General features: G+C 67.1%; 17 protein-coding genes. 4 read left to right on the top strand and 13 right to left on the bottom strand.

Annotation, left to right across the window (positions count from 1 at the left end; translation table 11 throughout):
• Window positions 1–104 precede the first annotated feature (104 nt).
• Genes ACTRWB_RS37060 through ACTRWB_RS37050 form a run of 3 tightly spaced genes read right to left on the bottom strand, consistent with a single transcriptional unit; the run spans window position 105 to window position 3,766 of the window.
• On the bottom strand, window positions 105–1,127 hold the full coding sequence (locus ACTRWB_RS37060; protein WP_446904826.1) for a histone deacetylase family protein: 1,023 nt from the start codon (window positions 1,125–1,127) through the stop codon (window positions 105–107).
• Window positions 1,128–1,152: 25 nt separating this feature from the next.
• Window positions 1,153–2,424, bottom strand: coding sequence for a Zn-dependent hydrolase (locus ACTRWB_RS37055; RefSeq protein WP_446904825.1), 1,272 nt, complete (start codon window positions 2,422–2,424; stop codon window positions 1,153–1,155).
• Window positions 2,425–2,455: 31 nt separating this feature from the next.
• Window positions 2,456–3,766, bottom strand: coding sequence for an MFS transporter (locus ACTRWB_RS37050; RefSeq protein WP_446904824.1), 1,311 nt, complete (start codon window positions 3,764–3,766; stop codon window positions 2,456–2,458).
• Between the two features lie 191 nt (window positions 3,767–3,957).
• Between ACTRWB_RS37050 and ACTRWB_RS37045 the strand changes: the two genes are divergently transcribed.
• Complete coding sequence (locus ACTRWB_RS37045; RefSeq protein WP_446904823.1) at window positions 3,958–4,914, top strand: LysR family transcriptional regulator; 957 nt, start codon at window positions 3,958–3,960, stop codon at window positions 4,912–4,914.
• 58 nt (window positions 4,915–4,972) lie between these two features.
• Here ACTRWB_RS37045 and ACTRWB_RS37040 read toward each other — a convergent pair whose 3' ends face one another.
• The 4 genes from ACTRWB_RS37040 to speB all read right to left on the bottom strand — a co-directional run bounded on the left by ACTRWB_RS37040 (window position 4,973) and on the right by speB (window position 9,696).
• Complete coding sequence (locus tag ACTRWB_RS37040) at window positions 4,973–6,043, bottom strand: porin (RefSeq protein ID WP_446904822.1); 1,071 nt, start codon at window positions 6,041–6,043, stop codon at window positions 4,973–4,975.
• A gap of 161 nt (window positions 6,044–6,204) precedes the next feature.
• A complete protein-coding gene (locus ACTRWB_RS37035) occupies window positions 6,205–7,635 on the bottom strand; it encodes a purine-cytosine permease family protein (RefSeq protein WP_419686858.1) in 1,431 nt (476 codons plus the stop codon).
• A gap of 303 nt (window positions 7,636–7,938) precedes the next feature.
• Window positions 7,939–8,616, bottom strand: coding sequence for an SOS response-associated peptidase family protein (locus ACTRWB_RS37030; RefSeq protein WP_446904821.1), 678 nt, complete (start codon window positions 8,614–8,616; stop codon window positions 7,939–7,941).
• 129 nt (window positions 8,617–8,745) lie between these two features.
• Entirely contained in the window at window positions 8,746–9,696 is a 951-nt protein-coding gene (gene speB / locus ACTRWB_RS37025) for an agmatinase (protein ID WP_446904820.1), read from the bottom strand.
• 128 nt (window positions 9,697–9,824) lie between these two features.
• Between speB and ACTRWB_RS37020 the strand changes: the two genes are divergently transcribed.
• On the top strand, window positions 9,825–10,742 hold the full coding sequence (locus ACTRWB_RS37020; protein WP_446904819.1) for a LysR family transcriptional regulator: 918 nt from the start codon (window positions 9,825–9,827) through the stop codon (window positions 10,740–10,742).
• Window positions 10,743–10,766: 24 nt separating this feature from the next.
• Here ACTRWB_RS37020 and ACTRWB_RS37015 read toward each other — a convergent pair whose 3' ends face one another.
• Window positions 10,767–11,396 (bottom strand): NAD-dependent epimerase/dehydratase family protein, encoded by a 630-nt coding sequence (locus tag ACTRWB_RS37015; RefSeq protein WP_446904818.1) that lies wholly within the window; start codon window positions 11,394–11,396, stop codon window positions 10,767–10,769.
• Window positions 11,397–11,639: 243 nt separating this feature from the next.
• Here ACTRWB_RS37015 and ACTRWB_RS37010 point away from each other — a divergent pair, with 243 nt between their 5' ends.
• On the top strand, window positions 11,640–11,843 hold the full coding sequence (locus ACTRWB_RS37010) for a hypothetical protein (protein WP_446904817.1): 204 nt from the start codon (window positions 11,640–11,642) through the stop codon (window positions 11,841–11,843).
• Window positions 11,844–12,021: 178 nt separating this feature from the next.
• Here the strand turns inward: ACTRWB_RS37010 and lpdA are convergent, their stop codons facing one another.
• From lpdA to ACTRWB_RS36985, 5 genes are all read right to left on the bottom strand, one after another.
• Window positions 12,022–13,413, bottom strand: a complete 1,392-nt coding sequence (gene lpdA / locus ACTRWB_RS37005) for a dihydrolipoyl dehydrogenase (RefSeq protein ID WP_412022140.1) — start codon at window positions 13,411–13,413, stop codon at window positions 12,022–12,024.
• A gap of 5 nt (window positions 13,414–13,418) precedes the next feature.
• The gene (locus ACTRWB_RS37000) at window positions 13,419–14,735 is read right to left on the bottom strand and encodes a dihydrolipoamide acetyltransferase family protein (RefSeq protein WP_446904816.1); all 1,317 of its coding nucleotides are present in this window, start codon (window positions 14,733–14,735) and stop codon (window positions 13,419–13,421) included.
• A gap of 1 nt (window position 14,736) precedes the next feature.
• On the bottom strand, window positions 14,737–15,783 hold the full coding sequence (locus tag ACTRWB_RS36995) for an alpha-ketoacid dehydrogenase subunit beta (RefSeq protein ID WP_129514173.1): 1,047 nt from the start codon (window positions 15,781–15,783) through the stop codon (window positions 14,737–14,739).
• A complete protein-coding gene (locus ACTRWB_RS36990; RefSeq protein WP_412022142.1) occupies window positions 15,780–17,012 on the bottom strand; it encodes a 3-methyl-2-oxobutanoate dehydrogenase (2-methylpropanoyl-transferring) subunit alpha in 1,233 nt (410 codons plus the stop codon). Before ACTRWB_RS36990 ends, ACTRWB_RS36995 begins: the two co-directional genes overlap by 4 nt.
• Window positions 17,013–17,500: 488 nt before the next feature.
• Window positions 17,501–18,532, bottom strand: coding sequence for an alcohol dehydrogenase catalytic domain-containing protein (locus ACTRWB_RS36985; protein WP_446904815.1), 1,032 nt, complete (start codon window positions 18,530–18,532; stop codon window positions 17,501–17,503).
• Between ACTRWB_RS36985 and ACTRWB_RS36980 the strand changes: the two genes are divergently transcribed.
• Complete coding sequence (locus tag ACTRWB_RS36980) at window positions 18,461–19,618, top strand: LysR family transcriptional regulator (protein ID WP_446904814.1); 1,158 nt, start codon at window positions 18,461–18,463, stop codon at window positions 19,616–19,618. The two genes, ACTRWB_RS36985 and ACTRWB_RS36980, sit on opposite strands and share 72 nt — an antisense overlap.
• Window positions 19,619–19,779 lie beyond the last annotated feature (161 nt).

Below are 19,779 nucleotides of genomic sequence, written 5' to 3'. Positions count from 1 at the left end.
GTTCGGCCCTCCTTCGTGCAATCGTCCAGCATATGCGCGAATTATCCGCGTGCGCGCGGAAAACGTGAAGCCGCGCGCACCCGATCCGGCCCCTGCTGAATCGATCAGCGCGCGGCGGCGAACCCGCCGAAGAACGCACGCGCATTCGCATCGAGGCTTTCGAGGTGATAACCGCCCTCCTGCACGATCACCGTCGGCAGGCCAAGCGCGCCGATCGCGCCACCGAGCCGCCCGAACCCGTCGGTCGTGACGGCGACCTGCGATTGCGGGTCGTCCTTGTAGATGTCGAAGCCGAGCGCGAGCACGAGCGCATCGGGCTGGAACCGCGCGAGCGCACGCAGCGCGTCGTCGAGCCGTGCGAAGAACGCCGATTCCGGCGAACCGTGCGGCATCGGCAGGTTGAGGTTGAAGCCGTCGCCCGCGCCCGCACCCGTCTCTTCCTCGTAGCCCGCGACGACCGGGTAGAAGTTGGTCGGGTCGCCGTGGATCGATACGTACAGCACATCGTCGCGGCCGTAGAAGATCTCCTGCACGCCCTGCCCGTGATGCATGTCGGTGTCGAGGATCGCGACTCGGCGATGGCGGCCGAGCAGCGACTGCGCGGCGATCGCCGCATTGTTCAGGTAACAGAAGCCGCCGGCCGCGTCGCGGCGCGCGTGATGGCCGGGCGGCCGGCACAACGCGTACGCTTCGCGTGCGCCGTCGTTGACGTCGGCAGCAGCCGCGAGTGCACCTTGCGCGGACCAGTACGCGGCGCGCCACGTGTTCGCGCCGATCGGGCAACTGCCGTCGGCGAGGTAGCGTGCGGCTTTCGCGAGCACGCCGCGCAGCGGGTTCGGATCGCGCACGAACACGTTCGACATCACTTCGTCGCCCCAGTCGTCGGGCATCTGTTTCCAGTCGCGGTGCGCGTCCTCGAGAAAGCGCAGGTAGTTCATGTCGTGCACGGCCGTGATCGGCGCGGTGCCGCGGTCGGCCGGCTCGCACACGTCGAAGTCGAGCGACCGGACGGCTGCAACGAGGCGCGCCGCGCGCTCGGGCACTTCCTGCGGTTCGCGCATCTGGCCGCGCGACAGGTAGCTGCGCGGATGGTGCAGCAGTTGTTCGGGATGGAAGTAGGTTTTCATCGTTCGTCCTCGTCGGTTCGCCGCGTCATGCACCCGGCGCGGTGGCTTCAGCTTCGACGCTCGCCGCGACGCCTGCACGCGCCAGCACCGCGTGGAGCAGCACGTTCGTGCCGCGCGTCACGTCGTCGGGCAGCGCATCCTCGGCCTCGTTGTGCGACAGGCCGTCGACGCACGGGATGAACACCATCGCGGTCGGAAAGCGGCGCGCGAGCAGGATCGCGTCGTGGCCGGCGCCGCTGACGATCCGTTCGTTCGTGTAGCCGAACGCGGCGGCCGCTTGCGCGACCTGTTCCACGCAGTCGCGATCGAACGGCGTCGCCGGGCTGCGCCAGCAGGTGTCGATCGCGACCTGCACGCCACGCGCCGCAGCGACACGCGTGCACGCCTCGCGCAGGTCGCGCTCCATCGCATCGACTTCGGCATCGTCGTGATGACGCAGGTCGACCGTGAACGTCACGTCGCCGGCAATGGTGTTGCGCGACGCGTTGCGGATGCCGACCTGCCCGATCGTCGCAAGGCCGCGCGGCGCATAACCAGAGACGATCCGCTCCAGTTCGAGCGCCATCTGCGCGCTCGCGAAATACGCATCCTTGCGATACGGCATCGGCGTCGTGCCCGCATGCGCGGCCACGCCCGTCACCGTCACGTCGAGCCAGCGGATCGCCTGCCCGCCCGTGACGATGCCGATCGTCGTGCCGTTCGCCTCGAGCACGGGCCCCTGTTCGATATGCGCCTCGAAATACGCATCGACCGCGCCGCCCGTCGTGCGTGTGGCGCGATAGCCGCATGCATCGAGGGCCGCGCCGAGCGTGACGCCGTCGGCGTCCTGCTTCGCGAGCGCATCGGCGAGCGGCAACGCGCCCGTGAACACGGCCGAACCGAGCATCGCCGGCGCGAAACGCGCGCCCTCCTCGTTGGTCCAGGACACGATCTCCAGCGGCTTGCCGGTCACGATGCCCGCGTCGTTCAGCGTGCGCACGAGTTCCAGCGCGGCGAGCACGCCGTAGACACCGTCGAAGCGGCCGCCTTCGGGCTGCGTGTCGAGATGGCTGCCGATCAGCACCGGCGCGGCGTGCGCATCGGCGCCGTCTCGCCGCGCAAACAGGTTGCCGACTGCGTCGACACTCACCGTCATCCCCGCGTCGCGGCACCACTGCGCGAACAGGTCGCGCCCGCGCCGGTCGTCGTCGGTGAGCGCGAGGCGCCGCACGCCGCCGCGCGGCGTCGCGCCGACGCGCGCCATGTCCGCCAGGCTCTGCCACAGACGGGCGCCGTCGATTTCCAGCAGGTGTTCCATACGTACTCCGGATGAATGCTTTCGTTGATATTCAATGCGAGCCGAGCGCTTCGGCGGCGGCCGGCTGCGCCGCCCGGCGCGCGTCGAGCGCGACGATACAAAGCAGCGAGATGCCGGCGAGGCACGTGTAGAACACCGCGAGCGGCCACCATTGGCCCGTGAAGCGATGCGCGAGCCACGTGCCGACGAGCGGCGTCAGGCCACCCGCGAGCGCGCCGCAGATCTGGTACGCGAGCGAGATCGCCGAATAGCGCACATGCGCGGGAAACACCTCGCTCACGAAACCCGCGATCACCGAATAGAAACCGGCCATGCACACGACCGCGAGCGCGATGCCCGCGACGAGCGACACGGACGTGCCGCCCTGCACGAGCATGAACATCGGATACGGCGACAGCATCGCGAGCAGCGCCGCGAGCTTCAGGAAGCGTGCGCCGCCGATGCGCTCCGCGGTCCATGCGGCGATCGGCTGCGCGACGAACTGGATGATCGCGACCGCGAACAGGCTGTCGAGGATCAGCGAACGCGATACGCCGACGTACTGCGTCGTGTACGCGATCATGAACGTGTTCGTGAAATAGACGCCCGCGATCCCGATCGTGTTCGCGCCGATGCAGAGGAACACGAGCCCCGACGCGGAACGGAACACTTCGGCGACCGGCAGCTTCACCGTGCGGTTCGCTTCCTTCACGCGCGCGAATTCCGGCGACTCGTTCACGCCGAGCCGGATCAGGATGCCGACCACGAGCAGCACCGAGCTCGCGAGAAACGGCAGGCGCCAGCCCCACGCGAGGAAGTCGGCCTTGTCCATCGACGTGACCGCGCGGAACGCGATCAGCGACAGGATCAGCCCGGCCGGGCTGCCGAGCTGCGCGAACGATGCGAAGAACGTGCGGCGCCCCTGCGGCGCGTGCTCGCCCGCCATCAGCACCGCACCGCCCCATTCGCCACCGACCGCGATCCCCTGCACGACGCGCAACGCGACGAGCAGCACCGGCGCGAGCACGCCCACCTTCGAATAATCGGGCAGCAGCCCGACGCAGACGGTCGCGACGCCCATCATCATCAGTGTCGTCATCAACGCCTTCTTGCGGCCGATGCGATCGCCGAGATGGCCGAAGATGACGCCGCCGAGCGGGCGCGCGAAGAAGCCGACCGCGAACGTCGCGAACGACGCCATCGTGCTGACGAACGGGTCGTGCGACGGGAAATAGAGTTCGCCGAACACGAGCGCGGCAGCGGTCGCGTAGATGTAGAAGTCGTACCACTCGATCATCGTGCCGATGAACGCGGCCATCGCGGCGCGTCCCGGCTGGCGGGTGGAAGAAAGGGACTGGGTCATGCGGGCTCCTGACGCGCGCCGCTGCGGCGCGACGCGCAATATCGTGATGGCAGCCGTCTGGCGCGGCCTCGCGCCGCACGCTGCGGCACCCCTCCTTTATCGGCGACCGCAAATCATTAGTCAAATTTCAAGTTATTATTCACCATATAAATTTAACTAATGTTCGCTTCAACGCCTCGCCCGGAGACCCGATGCGCCCCGACCTCGCCCCGTTCCTGAACGACCGCCTCGACTGGAACCTGCTGCGCACCTACCTGGTGATCATGCAGGAGCGCAGCGTGAGCCGCGCGGCCGCGCGCCTGCACGTCACGCAGCCGGCCGTGAGCCAGGCGTTGCGGCGGCTCGAGGACGCACTCGAGCGCCGGCTGATCGAGCGGCGCGGCGCGCACTTCGCGCCGACGCCGGCCGGCGAAGCCGTGTACCGGATCGCGAGCGACATCTACGGCGGCATCTCGCGCCTCGAAACGGAAATCGACGACAGCACGGCCGACCTGACCGGGTCGATCCGGCTGCTGACGGTGAGCCGCATCGAGTCGCCCGTCTACGACGAGTTCCTCGCGGACTTCCATCGCGCATACCCGCGCATCGACCTGCAGATCGAGGTGATGCGCTCGTCGGACATCCTGTCGTCGCTGTTGCAAAAGACGGCCACGGCCGGGCTCGGCCTGTGCCGCACGCCGCACGACAAGCTGGAGATGCGCTGCTTCCTGCGCCAGCGTTATGCGATCTACTGCGGCCGCCATCACCGGTTGTTCGGGCAGACGCAACTGCGGATGGACGATCTGCTCGCGGAAAATTTCGTGTCGTTCACGAGCGACCAGATCGGCGACAGCCTGTCGCCGCTCACCGTGTTCCGTGACCAGAAGGGCTTCACGGGGCGCATCGTCGCGTCGTCGCCGAGCCTCGAGGAAGTGCGGCGGCTGATCTTCGCGGGCTACGGAATCGGCTGCCTGCCCGAGCACATCGTGCGCGACGACATCGCGCAGCAGCGGCTGTGGCGATTGCCGCCGGAGGACGGACTCGTCGATGTCGACGTGTTCCTGCTGTGGCATCGCGACCGCAAGATGAACGCGGCCGAGCACGCGTTTCTCGACGCGATGGAGCGCTGCATGCAGCGCTATTCGCTCGCGGAGCGGCTGGGGAAGTAAGGGCGCGAACGCGCCCGAGGAAGGCGCCAGGCACACACGGCCCGGCGCGTCGCCATCGTCAGAAGCGATGCACGATGCCGAGCTGCACGCCGCGCGCATTCGCGCCCGGATACGCGAGCGGCAGGCCCGGGTTCGCCGCGCCGGCGAGCGTGTAGCCGGCCTGGTTGCGGTTGCGCAGGTAGGACAGCGCGCCGTAGAAGCTCGTGCGCTTCGACAGGTCGTACTCGTACATCAGCCCGAGCTGGTCCGCATTGTTGCCCTGCGACGACTGGTCGTGCAGATATGCGTAACCGAGCGCGACATAGTTGGCCGGGTTGAACTGGTATTTGACCGACAGCCCGTACACGCGCGAATCGATCCCGAAGTCGGCCCACTTCACCGCGGAGAAACCGCCGTACACGGTCGCCTTGCCGATCGCGTACGACGCGCCGGCCATGATCGTGCGATCGGTGGTGGTCGCCGTTGCGTTCTTCAGCCACTGGCCCGCGACGAACGCCGCGAACGGCCCGTGCTCGTAGGTCAGGTCGAACTGCTGGCTGGAGCCGGCCGAGCGCACGCCGCCCGCATCGCCGAACCCGAAATACAGCCCGCCCTGGAAACCGGCGATCTCCGGGCTCTGGTACGACAGCGTGTTGCTGGTGCGGAACGCGAACACGGTCAGGTTGTCCATGCCGGACGCCTGCGTGACGCCGCCGAACGCGTCCTGCCCGCCCTGGTCGTTGAACAGCGGCGAATTCTGGCGGCCCGCGCGCACCTTGCCCCACTGCCCGGCGACGCCGACCCACGCCTGCCGGTTGAACATGTTGCCCGAACTCGCCAGCGAACCGTCGTTCGGGTTGAAGCCGTTCTCCAGCGCGAACTCGATCTTCTGCCCGCCGCCGATATCCTCGCCGCCCTTCAGCCCGAACCGGCTGCCCCACTGACCACCCGAGCCGATCGCCGCCGTATAGCCGTTGCCGGTATTCACGTACTGCGCGAATTCGTCGATCACGCCGTACAGCGTGACGCCGTCCTGCGCGAGCGCGGCGCCCGATCCGGCGAGACACGCGGCCGCCACCGTCATGCGAAGACCGGCGTGCACCGGCCACACCCGGGAATCGCTGCCGCGGGCTTTCATTTGTTTAGTCATACTATTCAATAGAAAGAGAATGAAACGACGCCGGGCGCGGCAGTCGCGCCGCACCGGCATCGCGGGAAAGTGAATGTGGGGGAGAGCCTGATGCAGGCGGCGCCAGGCTCGGCGCGACGCTCAGGCCGGCAGCGCGCCGGCCCGATGCGCGATGCGCGTGGTCAGTGGTGAACTTCGCCGCGCTCGATCGGCAGGATCAGGCGTTCGGGGATGCTGCGTCGTGACGCACGCGCGGCGACGTAATACAGCACGGCCGGTACGATCAGGCCGAGGATCCACGAGATGTCGGTGCCGCCGAGCGCGTCGACGAGCGGCCCCGTATAGATGTGCGTCGACATGAACGGCAGTTGCACCAGGATGCCGACCACGTAGATCGTGATCGCCATCACGTTCCAGCGGCCGTAGCGGCCATCCGGATCGGACAGCGCCGGCACGTCGTAGCGCGAGCGCGTGAAGCAGTAGTAGTCGACCAGGTTGATCGCGCTCCACGGCGTGAAGAACGCGAGCAGGAACAGGATGAACGCGGTGAATTCCTTCAGGAACGAATGACGGCCCGCGAGGGCGATCAGCGTCGACACGCAGATCATCCCGAAGATGTAGACGAGACGGCTCTTCGACGACACGGCACCCTTGCCGCGGAAACCGCTGACGATGGTCGCCATCGACATGAAGCTGCCGTACGCGTTGAGCGCCGTCACCGTCACCTTGCCGAACGCGATGCTGAAGTACAGCAGCGCGGCCACGGCGCCCGTCGAACCGAGGCCGACGATATACGACACTTCGTGGTGCGCGAACTGGCCGCCGGCCAGCGCGGCCGCGAACACGCCGAACACCATCGCCGCCTGCGCGCCGATCACGGAACCCAGGCCGACCGCGAGGAACGTCGCGACCGACGACGTCGAGCGTGGCAGGTAGCGCGAATAGTCGGCCACGTACGGGCCGAATGCAATCTGCCACGACGCGGACAGCGACATCGACAGCAGGAAGCTCGCGAGCGAGAAATGCTTGTTCGCGAGCAGCGCGCCGATATCGTGGTTCGCGAACAGCTGCGAGAACATGTAGACGAACGCGACGATGCCGACCACGCTCGCGATCCGGCCGACGAAGTGGATTGCGCGATAGCCGAACACGGTCAGCACGACGATCACGGCCGCGAACAGCAGGATGCCGGCCGCGTCGTCGACGTGCAGCAGCTGCGCGACGGCCTGCCCGGCCAGCACCGAGCCGCTTGCGGAAAAGCCGATGTACATCAGGCACACGAGCACGATCGGGATCATCGCGCCGTACACGCCGAACTGCACGCGGCTCGAAATCATCTGCGGCAGCCCGAGCTGCGGCCCTTGCGCGCCGTGCAGCGCCATCACCGCGCCGCCGACGAGCTGGCCGAGCAGCAGCGCGACCAGCGACCAGAACACGTCGCCGCCGAGCACGACCGCGAGCGCGCCCGTGACGATGGCCGTGATCTGCATGTTGGCCGACAGCCACAGCGTGAACTGGCTCAGCAAGCCGCCGTGGCGCTCGGCGTCGGGAATGAAGTCGATCGAGCGTACCTCGATCAGGCCGCCGGCTTTTCCACTGGGATTCGTTGACACGGGGAAATCTCCAAAATACTCAGGATCGCGAATGGTTTGAACAAGACAGGAATCTGCGAGCCGCCCTTTCGGCTCTTCGGGTGCGGGGCGCCGTGGATCGCCGGCATGCGCCACGCACGCACGGTCTGCACGCTGGCGCGCAAGCGACACGACGTGTGCCGACATTGCCAGCGGATGATCTTGTATATACAACTTGCGAGATATCGGTGATTACCCGGTATCGATCCATTTTAGAAATTGTCCGAACAATTGGGATGCGTCGGGCTGGTTTTGCCGCCGATCGGAGGTTGGAAAAATGAAAGGTCAGGCGCCGGTGGAAGGCGCCTGATCGGGCGCGGCCGTCATGTCGGCGGCGGGGAGCAGGTTCAGCATGCGCCGCGCAACTTCGATGTCGCGCGCGTGCAGCCATTCGTCGTAGTCGTCGCGGCGCAGGATCACGACGCCCCGCTTCTCGTCGCCGGGCCGATGCATCCGCGAGAACAGCGGATGGTCGTCGGCGTTCACCGTGAGCATCGCCATGCCGACGCATGCGCGGCCGTCGCCGCCTTCGTAGCGTCGCCAGATGCCGGCGACGCAGCACGGTTGCCAGCCGTCGACGCCGATCCGGTGCCACACGTTGCGGCCGCTCTCGTAGCACGGCTCGCAGATCCAGCGCACCGGGATCAGGCAGCGCTGGCCGTTGCGCCAGGCGTTGCCGTACAGCCGCGACGAGCCGACCGTTTCAGCCCGCGCGTTCACCGTGTCGAGCTTCCTGCTTTTCCGGCCGTTCTCGTCGATCCGTTCGGGCTGCATGAATTTCGGCCAGAAGCCGAACACGGCCGCAACGACCGCAAGGCCGTCGCCGTCGGCGCGCGCAAGCGGCGCCGCGTAGTCGGGATAGACATCGGGTGCCCACGGGTCGCGGCGGTACAGATCGCCGATGCCGATCTTCAGTTCACTGATGCCCGGGTCTTCGCCGGGGGCGCGGTAGTGGGTGCACACGGTTCGGCGAACGATGGAAGCAATGTTTCCATCGTAGGTCAGCGCAGGTGTCGCGATCGCGCTATTGCTTTGTATGACGAAACAGTTTTACGAATCGATGATGCGCCGAAATTCGGCCGACGCCCGCCGTCACCGCGCGCCGCGACGGCGCGACGCATACAGGCAGATCAGTTCCAGCGCGATCGTCGCGCCGGCCAGCGACGTGATTTCCGCATGATCATACGGCGGCGACACCTCGACCACATCCATGCCGATCAGGTTGATGCCTTCCAGGTGCCGCAGGATCTCGAACGCCTGATGGCTCGACAGCCCGCCCGCGACCGGCGTACCGGTGCCCGGTGCGAACGCCGGGTCGAGACAGTCGATATCGAAGGTCAGGTACACGGGATGATCGCCGACGCGCTCGCGAATGCGCGCGGCGACCGCGGCGGGCGTCGACGCATGCACGCGGCGCGCATCCTGGATGTCGAATCCCATCGGTTCGTCGTTGGTGGTCCGGATGCCGACCTGGGCCGACCGCTCGGGCACGACCCACCCTTCGCGCGCCGCGTGATAGAACATCGTCCCGTGATCGATACGCTTCACGTCGCGGTCGGGCCACGTGTCGGTATGCGCATCGAAATGCACGAGCGACAGCGGCCCGTGCACCTTCGCATGCGCCTTCAGCAGCGGATACGTGATGAAGTGATCGCCGCCGAGCGTCAGCATCGCGCAGCCGCGCGCGAGGATCGCCTCGGCATGCCGCTCGATCGCGCCCGGCACCGATTCGGGCTGCCCGAGATCGAATGCGCAATCGCCATAGTCGACCGCGGCCAGCACGTCGAACGGATCGAACGACCACGGCCACGGGCGCTCCCACGCGATGCCGGTCGACGCGATCCGCAACCCGCGCGGGCCAAAGCGCGTGCCGGGCCGGTGCGATGCGGCGGAATCGAACGGCACACCGGTGATCGCGAGGTCGACGCCATCGAGATCGCGGCTGAAACGCCGGCGCATGAAGCTCGTCGCGCCCGCGAAGGTCGGTTCGGCTTGTGTGCCGTAGAGGCTGTCGCGCGTGAACGCGAGATCGTTCTGGCTCATCGTCGGATTCCTGTCTGAAGGGGACACGGTCGCGCTGCCGGCGACCTCGTGCCCGATTCTGCCGTCAGCGCATCCGACGAAAAATATGAACTAACATAAGCTGACTTCACGAAACGCGATGTATCACCATGCTGACCCGACTGAGAGACATGGATTTGCAGTTGCTGCGGCTGTTCCTGACGATCGTCGAAAGCGGCGGCTTCAGCGCCGCGCAGGGTACGCTCGGGATGGCGCCGTCGACGATCAGCACGCAGATGGCCAAGCTCGAGACCCGTCTCGGGTTCCGGCTGTGCGACCGCGGCAAAAGCGGGTTCCGGCTGACGCCGAAAGGCGAACGTGTGCTGCAGTCGACGCGGCGGCTCCTGCAGGCGATGGACGTGTTCACGCGCGATACGCAGCACGTGTCGGGTACGTTGCTCGGCGAGTTGCGCATCGGCCTGTCCGAGCGGCTCGCGCCGGACATTGTCGAATCGATCGCGGCGGCCGTCGGCCGCTTTCGCGAGCAGGCGCCGGACGTGCTGATCGAGATGATCGCGGTGCCGCCCGACGAGCTGGAGCGCAGGTTGCTGAAGAGCGAGCTGCAGCTCGCGATCGGCTACTTTTCGGGCCACCAGGCCGGGCTGCACTATGCACCGCTGTTCGTCGAACACCAGTCGCTGCATTGCGGCGCCCGGCATCCGCTGTTCGCGAAGAAGACCGTGTCGGTCAACGACATCGCGCGCACGAGCAACGTCGCGCGGCTCTACAAGACGAACACGTCGGGTGCGGCGCTGCGCAACGCGCAGCCGACCGCGTTCTCCGAGAACGTCGATGCCGACGTGATCTTCATCCTGTCCGGCGCGCATGTCGGCTTCCTGCCCGACCACGTCGCGGCGCCATGGGTGGCCGCCGGGAAGATGCGCAGGCTGCTCGCGAGCAAGCTGAGCCACACGGTCGAATTCCAGCTCGCGACGCCGAGGAACTCCGACGGCAGCGAAGCGCTGGATGCATTCACCGCAGCGCTCGCCGAACGGTTCGGCGGGCTTGACGGCTTCACGAGCCAATAGCCGGCGCGCCGCCCCCCTTCCGCTTCAGACCAGCCGGTCCGATGCGACGACCTGCACGCCCGGCCGCGCGTCGAGCGCCGCGTCGAGCAGCGCGCGGGCGATTTTCCGCGCGGGGTTCACGCGCCACTTCGCCGGCAACACGGGTTGCGCGACGTTCAGCGCGAACACCAGCATCCGCTCGCCGACCCTGAATTCATCGCGGCTGCCGCCGATCAGGCCCGGCCGCACGTACGTGAGCGACGCGAACCCGACACCGGCGAGCGCCTGCTCGACCTCGCCCTTGACACGGTTGTAGAAGATGCGCGACGCCGAATCCGCGCCGAGTGCGGAATTCAGGACGTAAGTCGGCGTGCCGTACCGGTGTGCGAGCCGCGCGACCGCCAGCGGATAGTCGTGATCGACGCGCCGGAATGCCGCCTGCGAGCCGGCGGCCCGCATCGTGGTGCCGAGCGTGCAGATCACGGCATCGGCCTGCCACCAGTCGGCCTCGCCAGGCAGATGATCGAAATCGACCTCCAGCGCGCGCATCTTCGGATGCGGCGACAACGGCCGGCGCGCGAGGACGATCACATGATCGACCCGCGGATCAGCGAGCGCGACTTCGAGGACGTGGCGCCCGACGAGTCCGGTCGCGCCGACGAGCAGCAGTTTCATGTCCGGTTCTTCCGTGTGAAGCCTGCGTTGGCGGGCCGGAAGCGGCCCGGTTTCCGGCTTTCCACATGATGGTCGGCCGACCCGGCGCAGACAACCTTCCCTCATCTCGAAAAATTACAAGCCGCACGCGTTGCATATCTCGAAACGGTCTCGCGGTGCTGCCGGCTTCGGAGCACTCCGCGCATCGGTTTGTCGCCCATGTGCGCGTCGAATAGCCACTCCGATCGTACCCCATCCCGTTGAATGGCTATTGATGTCCGGCCGGCGGTCGAGCCGGAGGACTTTACCGTGGGCCCGATCCTGCTCACACAACCGGCCGCGGACCGCCGGACGCCGCTGCATCCGAGCGAGCCGTTCCTCGCGCGCATTCGCCATGTGCCGGTCAAGGTCGCGATGCTGGAGAACGCGGGCTGCTATCACTCGAACAACCGGGGTTATCTCAGATAGTCGATGCGTTTTATCGTGATGTGACGGCGCAACACGTTGAACCCCGCGCGCTTCCCTGACAAAAGGCGCACGCGCGGGCAGCCGTTTTAGATCCGCTTCTACACCGGCACCGGTGCGGCAACCGGAAAGCCGCCGATGCGCGCGTTGCGCATCGGCGTCTCCGTGTCAGATGCCGGCGTCAAACATGCAACGCGTGCCCGAGCGCACGCAGCGCGGCCTCCTGCAGCGCTTCGCCGAGCGTCGGGTGCGCGTGGATCGTGCCGCCGATGTCCTCCAGCCGCGCGCCCATCTCCAGCGATTGCGAAAACGCCGCGGCCAGTTCCGACACACCGCGCCCGACGGCCTGCCAGCCGACGATCAGGTGATTGTCGCGCCGCGCGACCACACGAACGAACCCGTCGGTCGCCTGCAGCGTCATCGCGCGTCCGTTCGCCGCGAACGGGAACGACGCGCTCACGCAATCGACGCCGGCCGCATGCGCGTCGTCCGGCGACCAGCCGGCCGTCACGATCTCGGGATCGGTAAAGCACACGGCCGGAATCGACGCAGGCATGAACTTGCGGCGCCGGCCGGCGATCAGCTCGGCCACCATTTCCCCCTGCGCCATCGCGCGATGCGCGAGCATCGGTTCGCCGGCGACGTCGCCGATCGCCCAGACGTTGCGCATCGACGTCCGGCATTCGTCGTCGATCCGCAGCGCGCGGCCGTTGCGATCGAGCCGCAGCGACTCGAGCCCGAAGCCGTCGACGCGCGGCCGGCGACCGACCGCGACCAGCACGCGATCGGCTGGCAGCGCCTGCTCGGCGCCGTCGGCCGCCTGCACGCGCACCGCGCCGTTCTCCGCGAGCCCGAGCACCTTGTGGCCGAGCCACAGCCGGACACCGAGCCGCGCGAGCGAATCGGCAACCGGCCGCGCGAGTTCGGCATCGTACGCAGGCAACACGCGCTCCGCCGCTTCGACGACGCTGACGTCGACGCCGAGCTTGCGGTAGACGATCCCGAGCTCGAGCCCGATATACCCGGCCCCGACGACGACCAGCCGCTTCGGCAACGTCGTGGGCGACAGGGCTTCGGTGGACGACACGACAGGTCCGCCGAACGGCATCGACGGCAGTTCGACCGGCTCGGAGCCGGTCGCGAGCAACAGGTGCTCGCAACTGATCTGCGCCGAGTGGCCGCCCGAGACGACTTCGACGGTCTTGCCGTCGATCACGCGCGCGTCGCCATGCAGCACGCGCACGCCGTTCTTCTTGAGCAGCGCGCCGACGCCGCGCGTCAGCCGGTCGACGATGCCATCCTTCCACGCGACGCTTTGCGCGATGTCGATCTCGGGCGTGCGCACGCGAATCCCGAGTGCCCCTTCGCCGGCCTGGCCGCACGCCTGTTCGAACGCATCGGCCACGTGGATCAGCGCCTTCGACGGAATGCAGCCGATATTCAGGCACGTGCCGCCGAGCCGGTCGCGCTCGACGAGCACGGTCGGAATGCCGAGCTGGCCGGCCCGGATCGCGGCGACGTAGCCGCCCGGGCCGCCGCCGATCACGAGCAGCGTGGTGTGTTCGTTTTTCATCGCGCTCACTCCACGAACAGCAGTGCCGGGCGTTCGAGCACCCCGCGCACGGCCTGGATGAATTCGGCCGCATCCGCGCCATCGACGACACGATGGTCGAACGACGACGACAGATTCATCATCTTGCGCGCGACGACCGCGCCGTCGCGAATCATCGGCCGCTCGACGATCCGGTTCACGCCGACGATGCCGACCTCGGGATGATTGATGACCGGCGTCGACACGATGCCGCCTAGCGCGCCGAGGCTCGAAATCGTGATCGTCGAGCCGCTGAGTTCGTCGCGCTGCGCACGGTTCGCGCGCACCGCATCGGCGAGCCGCGCGATTTCGGCCGAGATCGACCACACGTCGCGCGCTTCGGCATGACGCAGCACGGGCACCGTGAGGCCGCCATCCGTCTGCGTCGCGACGCCCATGTGCACCGCGCCGTAACGCGTGACGACACCCGCTTCATCGTCGAAGCGCGCATTGATCTGCGGGAAGTCGCGCAACGCGATCACCATCGCGCGGATCAGCAGCGGCAGCGGCGTGAGGCGGCCGCGCGTGTCACCGTATCGACGATTCAGGTCGGTACGCAACGATTCGAGTTCGGTGACGTCGATTTCCTCGACGTAGCTGAAGTGCGGAATGCGGCGCTTCGCTTCCTGCATCTTGCGCGCGATCGCGCGCCGCAGGCCGATCAACGGCACTTCGGTTTCGTCGTGGCGTTCGTCGTAGCCGTGCGCTTGCGATGCACGCGCCGCACCGCTGCCCGTGCGCGCATACGCATCGAGATCCGTATGCAGGATCCGCCCTGCGTCGCCCGTGCCGCGCACATAGCGCAGCTCGACACCCATGTCCCACGCGCGCTGACGCACGGCCGGCGACGCGAGCGGCCGTTCGCCCGGCGCGAGCGCCGCGCGCGGCTGCGCCGCAGGTTCCGCCCGACGCGGTTCCGCGGGAGCACGTTTCGCGTCATGACGCGGCGCCGCAGGCTTTTCAGCCGGCACGTCGGCGACCGGCTTCGACGCTGCCGCCACAACCGGTGAGGTTTCTACCTTTGTTTCCCGCACCGGTGCGCCGGCCTTCAGGTTGCCATCGCCTTCGACTTCGAGACGAATCAGCTCGCTGCCGACCGCCATCATCTCGCCGATGCGGCCGCCGAGTTCGAGCACCTTCCCCGTCACCGGCGACGGAATCTCGACCGCCGCCTTGTCGGTCATCACGTCGGCGAGCGGCTGGTCTTCCTTGATCGTCTGTCCGACTTCCACATGCCAGGCCACCAGCTCGACCTCGGCGATCCCTTCGCCGATATCCGGCATCTTGATGACATGAATCCCCATCTCACGCCTCCATCACGCGTCGCAACGCTTCGCCAACCCGGGCCGGCCCCGGAAAGTACGCCCATTCCTGCGCATGCGGATACGGCGTATCCCAACCCGTCGTGCGCTCGATCGGCGCTTCGAGGTGGTAGAAGCAATGTTCCTGAACCAGCGACACCAGTTCCGCGCCATAACCGCAGGTGCGGGTCGCCTCGTGCACCACGACGCAGCGCCCGGTCTTGCGCACCGACGCGACGATCGTGTCGAGATCGAGCGGCCACAGCGTGCGCAGATCGATCACTTCCGCGTCGATGCCCGTTTCTTCGGCCGCGGCGAGCGAGACGTGCACGGTCGTGCCGTACGTCAGCACCGTCACGTCGTTGCCGGGCCGCACCACGGCGGCCGTATCGAGCGGCACCGTGTAGTAGCCCTCGGGCACCGCGCTCGCCGGATGCTTGAGCCACGACGTGACGGGCCGTTCGTGATGGCCGTCGAACGGCCCGTTGTACAGCCGTTTCGGCTCGAGGAAGATCACCGGATCGTCGTTCTCGATCGACGCGATCAGAAGCCCTTTCGCGTCGTACGGATTCGACGGCATCACCGTGCGCAGGCCGCACACCTGCGTGAACATCGCCTCCGGGCTCTGGCTGTGCGTCTGGCCGCCGTAGATGCCGCCGCCGCACGGCATCCGGATCGTCATCGGCGCGATGAACTGGCCGGCCGAGCGATAGCGCAGCCGCGCGCCTTCCGACACGATCTGGTCGGAGGCCGGGTAGAAATAGTCGGCGAACTGGATCTCGCATACCGGGCGCAGCCCGTACGCGCCCATCCCCACCGCCACGCCGACGATCCCGCCTTCCGAGATCGGCGCATCGAACACGCGCGACTTTCCGTATTTGTTCTGCAGTCCTTCGGTACAGCGGAACACGCCGCCGAAATACCCGACGTCCTGCCCGAACACGACCACGTCGCTGTCGCGCCCGAGCATCACGTCCATCGCGGAGCGCAGCGCCTGGATCATCGTCATCGGCTGCGCCGCCGTGCCTGTCTCGAGTTGAGCCATGGTCATGCTCCCAGTTCCTGGCGCTGACGGCGCAGGTGCGCGGGCAGCTCCTTGTACACGTCGTCGAACATCGAGGCCGGCGACGGAATCCGGTCGTCGGCCAGCGTCCCGTATTTCTCCGCTTCCTTCTGCGCGGCGATCACCTCGGCCTCGAGTTCGGCCGTCAGCGCTTCGTGCGCGCTGTCCGACCAGATGCCCTTGACGATCAGGTGGCGCTTGAAACGGTCGATCGGATCGCCGAGCGGAAAATGGGACCAGTCGTCGCTCGGCCGGTACTTGGTCGGGTCGTCGGACGTCGAATGCGCGCCCGCGCGGTACGTCACCCACTCGATCAGCGTCGGGCCGAGGTTGCGGCGCGCGCGTTCGGCCGCCCAGCTCGATGCCGCGTAGATCGCGAGGAAGTCGTTGCCGTCGACGCGCAACGACGCGATCCCGCAGCCGACGCCGCGCCCCGCGAACGTCGTGCCTTCGCCGCCCGCGATCGCCTGGAATGTCGAGATCGCCCACTGGTTGTTGACGACGTTCAGCACGACCGGCGCGCGGTACACGTGCGCGAACGTGAGCGCGGTATGGAAGTCGGCTTCGGCCGTCGCGCCGTCGCCGATCCACGCGGACGCGATTTTCGTGTCGCCCTTGATCGCCGACGCCATCGCCCAGCCGACCGCCTGGATGAACTGCGTCGCGAGATTGCCGGAAATGGAGAAAAAGCCCGCGTCGCGATCCGAGTACATCACGGGGAGCTGGCGGCCTTTCAGCGGATCGCCTTCGTTCGACATCAGCTGGCAGATCATCCGCTCGAGCGACACGTCGCGCGCGATCAGGATGCTCTGCTGCCGGTAGGTCGGGAAGCACATGTCGCCGTCGCGCAGCGCCATCGCGTGCGCGGTGCCGATCGCCTCTTCGCCGAGGCTCAGCATGTAGAACGAGATTTTCTTCTGGCGCTGCGCGATCATCATGCGCGCGTCGAAGATGCGGGTCTTGAGCATCGCGCGCAGCCCGGCAATCAGCCGCGCATCGTCGAGGTCCGGCGCCCACGGGCCGACGGCTTCGCCGCGGTCGTCGATCACGCGCACCAGGCTGCGGGCGAGATGGGCGGTGTCCACCGCGGCAACGTCGATCGGCGGGCGGCGAACCGCGCCGGCCGGCGATAGATGCAGATAGGAAAAGTCCGTCTTGCAGCCCGGGCGCCCGGTGGGCTCCGGCACATGCAGACGCAATGGCTCTGACAGGCTCATCGTGTCGTCTCCACGCTCGATTGTGTCTCACGCTGATAGGAACGCGCGGCCGGTTGCCGGCCTGCGCGCGGGCTGGCGCGCGGATAAGCACGCCAACCTTGGGAATCTATGCAATGCCGCGCCGGCCGTCGATGACCAACCCGCTCGATCGCGGTGAGCATATTTGCCATGATAGGCGCGGGATGGCGGGATGGCGTGCCCGGGGTGGCCGGTTGGCGCCGGCTGCCGGTCACGCGGTGCCGTGCCCCTGCGATCCGGGGCCGGAGAGGAATTCGCGGCCGTCGCCGCGATTGATGTCGAACGCAAGATCGGGGGCGGGCCGCGCCAGCGACCCACGCTTAATCGGGCGACAACCAACGTCAGTGGGATGTCGATCGAAGACGAGCCCGGTCGATCGACGGGAACCGCGCGAATGCCGAGCTCGGCAAACCGGTCGAACGCGCTTGCCGGGTGAACGCCCCCCCGCACCCACCCGGCGACTTTCAGTTTCAGCTGCCTTGTGCGGGCGTGAATACGCCGCGAAAACGCATCTTCCCCGACGCGAGGCGACCGTATGCTTCGGTGGCCTCGTCCAGCGCAAATGTTTCGACGATCGGTTTGACCTTGCCTTTGGCGGCGAGGTCCAGCACCTCGCTCAGGTAACGCAGACCGCCGTGGGTCGATCCGATTACCTGCTGACGCATCATGTGGAACGGCTTGCTCCGCGACGCGATCGAGAACGGCTTGGTGAAATCGAGCCCGCAGAGGATCACCCGGCCGTCGACGCGCAAGCCGGCCATCGCTTCCTCTGCAGTACTGAACTCGTTGGTCGTGACCAGCAGCACGTCCGCGCCACCCAGATCGCGCAGTTCCGCACCGTTTGCCACGACCTGGTCCGCGCCCAGCCGGGTCGCCAGGTCGCGTTTGTCCGCGGAATGCGTGATCGCGATGGTCTCGAAACCGCACGCCCGGGACAATTGCAGCGCCACGTGTCCCAAGCCGCCGATCCCGAGCACGGCGACCTTCTCGTGCGGTTGCGGCGCCGCATCACGCAGGCCGCTCCACGTCGTGTAGCCGGCGCACATCATCGGCGCGGCATCGACATAGGCCAGCCCGTCGGGCAACAGCACCGTCCCCTCGGCCGCCACCGCGATGTACTCCGCATGCCCGCCCTGAGATGCGAACCCGGTGGTCCGCGGCGCGTCGCAGTTCACGGCCGTCTGGCCGGACAGCGGACGATGTTCGCGACAGTACGCGCAGCGACCGCACGCGGACTGCACCCAGGTCGTGCCGATCCGGTCGCCCACCCTTCGCGCATGCACACCGGCGCCGACTTCGACCACTTCCCCGACCACCTCATGGCCTGGCGTTTGCGGGTAAATGTCGCCGCCGTAGCCCTGCGTCGCCCAGACGTCCGTGTAACACATGCCGGACGCGTGGACCTTCACCAGCACCTGCCCCGGCCCGGCTTGCGGAACCGGCACTTCCCAAACTTCCCAGGGCCGATTGGCGCCGGTCATCACGATCGCCTTCATCTTCATTGCCTGCTCCTTGTTCATCCGACCATAGTGTTCATCGCCCAGTCCGTCGGCACCTGTCGCCGCGATGTCTTTGCCACGGCGGCCGGTGCTTGCGATGACGAAGGCCCTAGTCTAGAAAAGGCGCATTATCATGACAATCTCGCCAATCTTTATGTCACGATGAATTCAGCTCATCAATTGAAAAGCGGCGATCTGTTCTCGCTCAATGTGTTCCTCGCCGCGGCGACGCACCTCAGTTTTCGCGCGGCGTCGATCGAGCTCGACGTCACGCCGTCGGCGGTCAGTCATTCGATCAAGAGCCTCGAGCAGCGTCTGGGCGTTCGCCTGTTCAACCGCACGACACGCAGCGTGTCGCTGACGGATGCCGGCGAACGACTCGTCGAAAAGCTCCGCCCCGCGATCTCTTCAGTTGCGGAGGCGATGCTCGCGGTCGACGGGTTGCGCGACACACCCAGCGGCACTGTGCGCATCAACGCCAGCGAAGGCGCGATCCGCATGGTGCTGAAACCGGTGCTCGCGGGTTTTCTGCGCGACTACCCGCAGGTCCACCTCGACATCGTGACGGACGGGAAGCTCGGCGACATCGTGGCCGGCGGATTCGATGCGGGGATCCGGCTGGCCGAGGCCGTGCCGCAAGACATGATCGCGGTGCGCGTGTCCGAGCCGGTGCGCTTCGCCGTAGTTGCTTCGCCGGCCTATTTCGCCGCGCGCGGGCGCCCCGAGGTGCCGCAGGATCTGCACGGGCACGACTGCATCCGCTTTCGCTTCGACAGCGGCGCGATCTATCGCTGGGAGTTCGAGCGTCGCGGCGTCGTCGAAACGGTGAATGTCGGCGGCCCGCTCACGCTGACCGATCAGCCGCTGATGGTCGATGCCGCGATCGACGGCATCGGAGTCGCGTTCGTACCGGATCATCTCGTCCACGATGCGCTGCGCGACGGACGTCTCGAACGCGCGTTGATCGACTGGTGTCCGGTCATGCCGGGGCTGTGTCTGTATTACCCCGGTCATCGGCACGTGTCGGGCGGGCTGCGTGCGTTGATCGATACGTTGCGTATGCCGTCTTCCGGTGCCGATCGAGGTTGATCGGCTGTGTTGGCGAACGCATGAGCGAGGTATGAATCGCTGCGTCGCGCGTCGAGAAGGATCATCACGTCCGATGCAACACCGCAAAAACAAAAAACCCGCGAGCGCTCGATCTCTCGCGGGTTTTCGGACCTTCATGGAATCGCATGGAAGCGTTCGTG

Source organism: Burkholderia sp. YIM B11467, from assembly GCF_052952715.1.
This window is presented reverse-complemented; position numbering and strand designations above follow the sequence as displayed.